Origin of the sequence: Fibrobacter sp. UWCM (assembly GCF_900129735.1) — a bacterium.
In the GTDB taxonomy this organism is placed as follows: domain Bacteria; phylum Fibrobacterota; class Fibrobacteria; order Fibrobacterales; family Fibrobacteraceae; genus Fibrobacter.
The window spans coordinates 1-6,250 of record NZ_FQWR01000048.1; the positions used below are offsets into that span (position 1 = coordinate 1).

5 protein-coding genes are annotated in these 6,250 nt (G+C 55.1%); 4 read left to right on the plus strand and 1 reads right to left on the minus strand.

Annotation, left to right across the window (positions count from 1 at the left end; genetic code table 11):
- Positions 1-175 precede the first annotated feature (175 nt).
- Positions 176-1,522 carry an anaerobic C4-dicarboxylate transporter gene (locus tag BUB22_RS15735; protein ID WP_073116615.1) on the plus strand — a complete coding sequence of 449 codons (1,347 nt, stop codon included), beginning with the start codon at positions 176-178 and terminating at the stop codon, positions 1,520-1,522.
- Between the two features lie 88 nt (positions 1,523-1,610).
- Entirely contained in the window at positions 1,611-2,420 is an 810-nt protein-coding gene (locus BUB22_RS15740; protein WP_139259057.1) for a hypothetical protein, read from the plus strand.
- Here BUB22_RS15740 and BUB22_RS15745 read toward each other — a convergent pair.
- Positions 2,411-3,037, minus strand: a complete 627-nt coding sequence (locus BUB22_RS15745; protein ID WP_073116619.1) for a fibrobacter succinogenes major paralogous domain-containing protein — start codon at positions 3,035-3,037, stop codon at positions 2,411-2,413. The two genes, BUB22_RS15740 and BUB22_RS15745, sit on opposite strands and share 10 nt — an antisense overlap.
- Positions 3,038-3,095: 58 nt before the next feature.
- Between BUB22_RS15745 and BUB22_RS15750 the strand changes: the two genes are divergently transcribed.
- Both BUB22_RS15750 and BUB22_RS15755 read left to right on the plus strand, forming a co-directional pair.
- Positions 3,096-4,844 (plus strand): 1-deoxy-D-xylulose-5-phosphate synthase, encoded by a 1,749-nt coding sequence (locus tag BUB22_RS15750; protein WP_073116621.1) that lies wholly within the window; start codon positions 3,096-3,098, stop codon positions 4,842-4,844.
- A gap of 54 nt (positions 4,845-4,898) precedes the next feature.
- Entirely contained in the window at positions 4,899-6,080 is a 1,182-nt protein-coding gene (locus BUB22_RS15755) for a DUF4434 domain-containing protein (protein WP_073116622.1), read from the plus strand.
- Positions 6,081-6,250 lie beyond the last annotated feature (170 nt).

Genomic DNA, 6,250 nt, shown 5'->3' on the forward strand with positions numbered 1-6,250 from the left:
CTTCGAAGGAATGGGGCACCAAGAGGTACCTGAACATGAAACACCTATATGAGCAGGAAAAGGAAAACGAACTGAAACGGGAACTGGAAAAGAGCAGAAAGAAAGGAAATGTAGCCTAAATCTGATGTTGGAACAAACTATTTTTGCGAAAAACCCTTGACACTACCTCCAACTCTTGGTTGTGCTTCTCGCACTCTACGTGGGTTCCCGTTACGGGAGCCTTGCCCTCGGCGCTATTTCGGGAATCGGCCTTGCCATCCTCGTACTCGGCTTCGGCCTGCAGCCCGGCAAGCCGCCTACCGACGTTATCTACATCATCATCGCGGCAGTGACCTGCGCGGGCATATTGCAGGCATCGGGCGGCATGGATTGGCTAATCCAGATTGCGGAAAGGCTCCTGCGCAAGCATCCGAACCACATCACGATTTTGGCTCCGCTCTGCACGTTCTTCCTCACGGTTCTCGTGGGCACCGGCCACGTGGTTTACACCCTCATGCCGATTATCTGCGATATCTCGCTCAAGAAGGGAATCCGCCCGGAACGCCCGTGCGCCGTAGCTTCGGTCGCTTCGCAGGTCGGCATCACCTGCTCGCCGATTGCAGCAGCCGTCGCCTCGTTCGTGATTATCTCTAACGCAAACGGATTCAACATCAATAACCTGCAGGTCATCGCGATTACGATTCCCGCGTGCCTTTGCGGCCTCATGGCCGCGGCAGCCGTCTCGTACAAGCGTGGGCTCGACCTCGACAAGGACCCGGCATTCCAGGCCCGCCTCAAAGATCCGCAGATGAAGGAATACATGTACGGGAATACCGCTTCCGTGCTCGACAAGGAAGTCTCCAAGGAAGCGAAGCGCGCCGTGTTCATTTTCCTCGGTGCTCTCGTCGTCATCGTATTCTTCTCCATTATGCAGATTGCGGGCCACGACATTCGCCCCAAGTTCCCTACAGGTAAAGTAATTGACGGCGTGGCGCAAATGAAGCCGCTCGCCATGAACATCATCATCCAAATTGTGATGATAACGGCCGCGGCGTTCATGATTATCTGCTGCAAGGCGAGTCCCAAGAAGGCCGTGGCGGGCGCCGTGTGGCAAAGCGGCATGGTCGCCGTCGTCGCCATTTACGGAATCGCCTGGCTCGCCGATACCTACTTCGCGAACTACATGGACGTGATGCAGGGCGGCCTCAAAGACATCGTGCAGCATTACCCGTGGGCCATCGCGTTCGCGTTCTTCGCGGTGAGCGTGCTCATCAACTCGCAGGGCGCGGTGGTGGTCGCCATGCTCCCACTCGCCTATAGCCTCGGCATCGAAGGCCCTGTGCTCCTGGGCGTGTTACCGAGCGTGTACGGGTATTTCTTTATCCCGAACTACCCCTCCGATATCGCGACCGTGAACTTCGACCGCTCGGGCACAACCGTCATCGGCAAGTACCTGCTGAACCATAGCTTTATGCGGCCTGGCCTCGTGAGCGTCATCGTCTCGACCATCGTGGGTACACTGCTCGTGAAGCTGTTCTACTAGAGCCCGCTTTATCCGTGCAATTTGCCGCCTATCGTAAAGATTAGCCTGCATTATTGACCGTGCAGGGGCAATTTCTTACCTTATGCGCATGAAATTCGCACGAACAACAGCACTAGTCATTTACGCATTGACAGCCCTGCTTAACACGGGGTGCGTCACGACGCAAATACACAAGTTCCGGATGACCGTATCCGAGGCGCCGGAAGTCCATGGTGCAAATACCCAGCAGGCGCCCCATTCATCATCGTGGCGATTTACCGGCAAAGTCAACTACAATGCAGAAAAGAACGTGGACATCTCCGAAGACATATATGAAACCGCAGATCTCGATAGGCTTTTTGAAAAAGAGATAAAGTTCAAGGATGCCGCGTACGAGATGGGCGGCCTCGACTTCAGCGGAAAAATCGACTACCTCTATAAAGGCAAGAGTTTCGTGGTTGGAGGTGGCCTCGGTTACAAGGACGGCCTCTTTTCGCACCTCACGATGGGCGCAAACTTCACGCACTTTGAATTCGGCACGTTCATCGGGACATACAGCCAATACAGCGACCTGGAATACTGGGGAGAGACGGGCGAAGACTGCGGAGATGATGACGGCGAGTGCAAGACTATCGGCGACCACACTTCCCGTTTTAATGCAAGCTTTTTTGCGGGACTATACGCCGGGTTCTATTTCGACAAGCTATTCTTCAACCTGAGCGTAAGTTCCTACGGTCCGAATTCCGAAATCGAGGGCATTCATCTGGACACCCCCGGCATTGCGACAGGGTATCTCACTGCAGGCTACAGACTCAACCGCTGGCTCGAATTCAGCGTAGGCGGAGTCTTCACTTATATAGGCACTTCCGATTGGCACGACAACGTAGGTGTTACCGGTGGCATAAGCCTCTACCTGTAAACACAGCGCACGGAACGGAAGTCCCCCTTGGGGAAGGCATTCATGCTTGCGGCCTCGCTACTGAAATCAAGGAACAGGTAATACGCGAGATCGTCGGGCGTGGCGGTCGCACTCCAGAAATAGGCGTAACCGCCGATACCGTCGTATGTACCGCCGGCAAGTGCGCCGCCCTCGCCTTCATAAACGGCGCCGCGATAACCTGCGGGGAGGGCGTTAAAGCCGAGCGCGTCGGTACCGTTCCCCTTCTTGAACCACCCGCCGGTGGACTTGAGTTTTTCTCCCGCGACTGCCATGCCGCTCGCAAAATCCGCGCCGCCCGCCTCCGTAATAAGCGATGCAAAGTCCGCGCTGTCCGGGAGATGCCAGCCTCCGGGGCAAGCCGCTCGCGCATCGTCCCAGGTGTAGAGCCGCCCGTACTTATCGCAGTTGCGGTTGTCGCCCTCGGGGCACACGCTTCCCTCGGTCACGAAATTCAGGTTCTCCGCAAACCAGGTGAGGCCACCAATCTTTACTACGTCGTAGCTCTGGCCATCGCGCGGGTCGGTGAACGACTCGGAGCAGGCGACAAAGAGCACAGCAAGGAAAAGCCCAGCGAGCAATGATAAAACGCGACGCATAGGAGAAAAAATAATAAATGATTTATATTTTAGTTGAAATATTTTATAGGCGGTATTTATGCTGATAGAAAAGATTGCATCCCCTGCAGATGTGAAGAAGATGGACACGGAAAGCCTGAAGGCGCTCGCGGCAGAAATCCGCACGGCGCTTTTGAACAAAATTTCAAAATGCGGCGGACACCTGGGCCCGAACCTTGGATTCGTGGAACCGACCATCGCGCTGCATTACGTTTTTGATTCTCCCAAGGACAAGATTGTCTATGACGTTAGCCACCAGAGCTACACGCACAAGATTTTGACAGGCCGCGCCGAGGCGTTCCTGAATCCGGACAAGTACTGGAGCGTCACCGGCTACACCGAACCCTGCGAAAGCGAACACGACCAGTTCATGATTGGCCACACTTCGACTTCCGTGAGCCTTGCGCTCGGGCTTGCAACCGCACGCGATATCAAGGGCGAAAAGGGCAACGTCATCGCCGTCATCGGCGACGGTTCGCTCAGCGGCGGCGAAGCATTCGAAGGCCTCGACAACGCGGGCGAATACGCGACGAACTTTATCGTGGTCGTAAACGACAACGAAATGTCCATCGCCGAAAACCACGGCGGCCTTTACGGTAGCCTCGCGGAACTCCGAGCCACACAGGGCAAGAGCGAAAACAATTACTTCAAGAGCCTCGGCTTTGACTACCTGTATGTAGAACAAGGTAACGACATCGAATCGCTTATCGCGGCATTCAAGCAGGTGAAAGATTCCACAAAGCCCGTGGTGGTGCACATCCACACGCTCAAGGGCAAGGGCTACAGCTTCGCCGAAAACGCGAAGGAAGGCTTCCACTGGGCGGCTCCCTTCGACATCCCGACCGGCGTGGTGGACTGGGGCAGCGGCGAATCTTACGGTGCAATCCTCGGCGACTACCTGATGAAAAAAATCAAGGCCGACCCGAAGGTGGTCGTAATCCATTCCGCAGTACCCGCAGGCATCGGGTTCTTTGCCGAGCAGCGTAAAGCGGCGGGCAAGCAATTCATTGACGTGGGTATCGCCGAAGAACACGCCGTCGCTCTCGCCTCCGGACTCGCGAAAGGTGGCGCAAAGCCCGTGTACAGCACGCACAGCACGTTTATCCAGCGCACCTACGACCAGCTCTCGCAGGACTTGTGCGCGAACAACAACCCGGCTACATTGCTCATTACCATGTCCGGCGCCGACGGCATGAACGACACCACGCACCTCTGCATTTTCGACATTGCGATGATGAGCAACATCCCGAACCTGGTTTACCTCTGCCCGACTTGTGTGGAAGAGGCAATCGCCATGATGGACTACGCCATTGACCAGACAGAACACCCGATGGCCATCCGCATCCCGAACGGGGTTGCGCACCGCAGCGTAAAATTCGATACCGACTACTCCAAGCTGAATACATACAAGGTTGACAAGCGCGGAAGCAAGGTCGCCCTTATCGGCCTCGGCAACTACTACGCCCTCGCCGAAGAAGTCGCAGCAGAACTCGCCAAGCAGGGAATCGACGCGACGATTGTCAACCCGCGATTTGCGACAGGCATCGACTGCGAAGTGTTGGAAGGCCTGCGTGCCGACCACCAGATAGTCGTGACTCTCGAAAACGGCGTGGTCGATGGCGGCTTCGGCGAAAAGATTGCCCGCTTCTACGGCAACAGCGACATGCGCGTACTCGTGAAAGGCCTCAAGAAGGAATTCTACGACAAGGTGCCTTACGGCGAATTGATGGAAAGGAACCGCCTCACGCCCAAGCAGATTGTGGAAGACGTGATGGCAACACTCAAATAACGTCACCGATACGAGAATCGTGCCTTTCGCCCGAAATAAGTATATATTTCGGGTATGTCCATCTCGCAGCACATATTCCGACTCATGCTTCCCGCGCTCTTGTGCGGAGTGTTTTCGCTTGCTGTCGGGCCATTCGCCGGCGCAGTTCATGCCGCAGATGCTGCGGGAATCGCGGGTGTTTTCGATGCGGGCTGGTCCACAGCCTACTACCCGCAGGATTCCATCACGCACATGCACCAGCGCCTGCACGCGCTCGGGATGGACGAGGTCGTATTGCAGTATGCCGCCGTCGAGGCGACGCACTTGTACTACCCCTCGCAACTTGACTTTCTGCAGAACACGCAGTACAAGAACAATGAACTTTTCCCCAAGAGCATCGAGGCAGCGAAAACCGTAGGCACAAAGATCTGGCTCGGGCTTTACTACAATGGCGACAACTGGTACACGCCACCGACTGCCGAGCAACTCGATACGCTCACATCACGCAACCTGAAGGTGCTCGAAGAAATTTACTCGCTATACGGGAGCGAGACCGTAGTCGCGGGCGCGTACATTCCGCAAGAGATCGCGCGCTACTACTGGGACGGCCTGCGCGATGATGCAACTCCGGAAATGCTTACGAAGCACTTCTTGAAACCGGTCACCGAAGCCGCACAGGCTAGGGGCTGGAAGGTGATGGCGGCCCCATTCTACAACCAGAACCTGGAAACTCCCGAAAAGTTGCAAACGTTCTTCGAGAAACTCTTTGCCGCAGGATTCAAGCCCGACGTAATCGCCATGCAGGATGGCGTAGGCGCAAGCGACACAGGCAAGCACCATGCTGAAACCGCGACCGTAGGCAACTACGAGCGGGCGGTTGCAAACGCCTGCAAACAATACGGTATCGATTTCTGGGTAGATATGGAACTGTTCCGCACCGACGACTCGCACGCACTCGCAGACAGTGCAAGAATTTCGGCACAGCTCGATACCGCATACGCCGCAGGTGCAGCGAAGGTCATCGGCTATGACTTGGCCGTACTCGGGAATGCGGGACTCGATTCCCTTGAAAAATGGAAACTGGAATCGGGCGCGGAGCCTGCGTCACCCGATTCCACAACCGGCATTGCGATACCACGCGAATATTACGAAACCCGACGCGCATCCAACGCACGCGTGTTCGACATGCAGGGCCGCTACCTCGGCACCGGCGAACAGAAAATCAGTCCCGCCGTCAGGACAGTGAAGAAGCGGTAAAGTTTAGAATTCAGAAAAATACATATTTAGAGAATTATAACGCTAAAAAGTGCTTATAACTCTCTAAATCTTATATTGGATTTGTAGGTTTTTTAATAGTGGGTTCATGAACAACCATATTCATTACCGGTTAAGTTAAAATATATCCTTTTTTCTTGTTAAGTGGTATA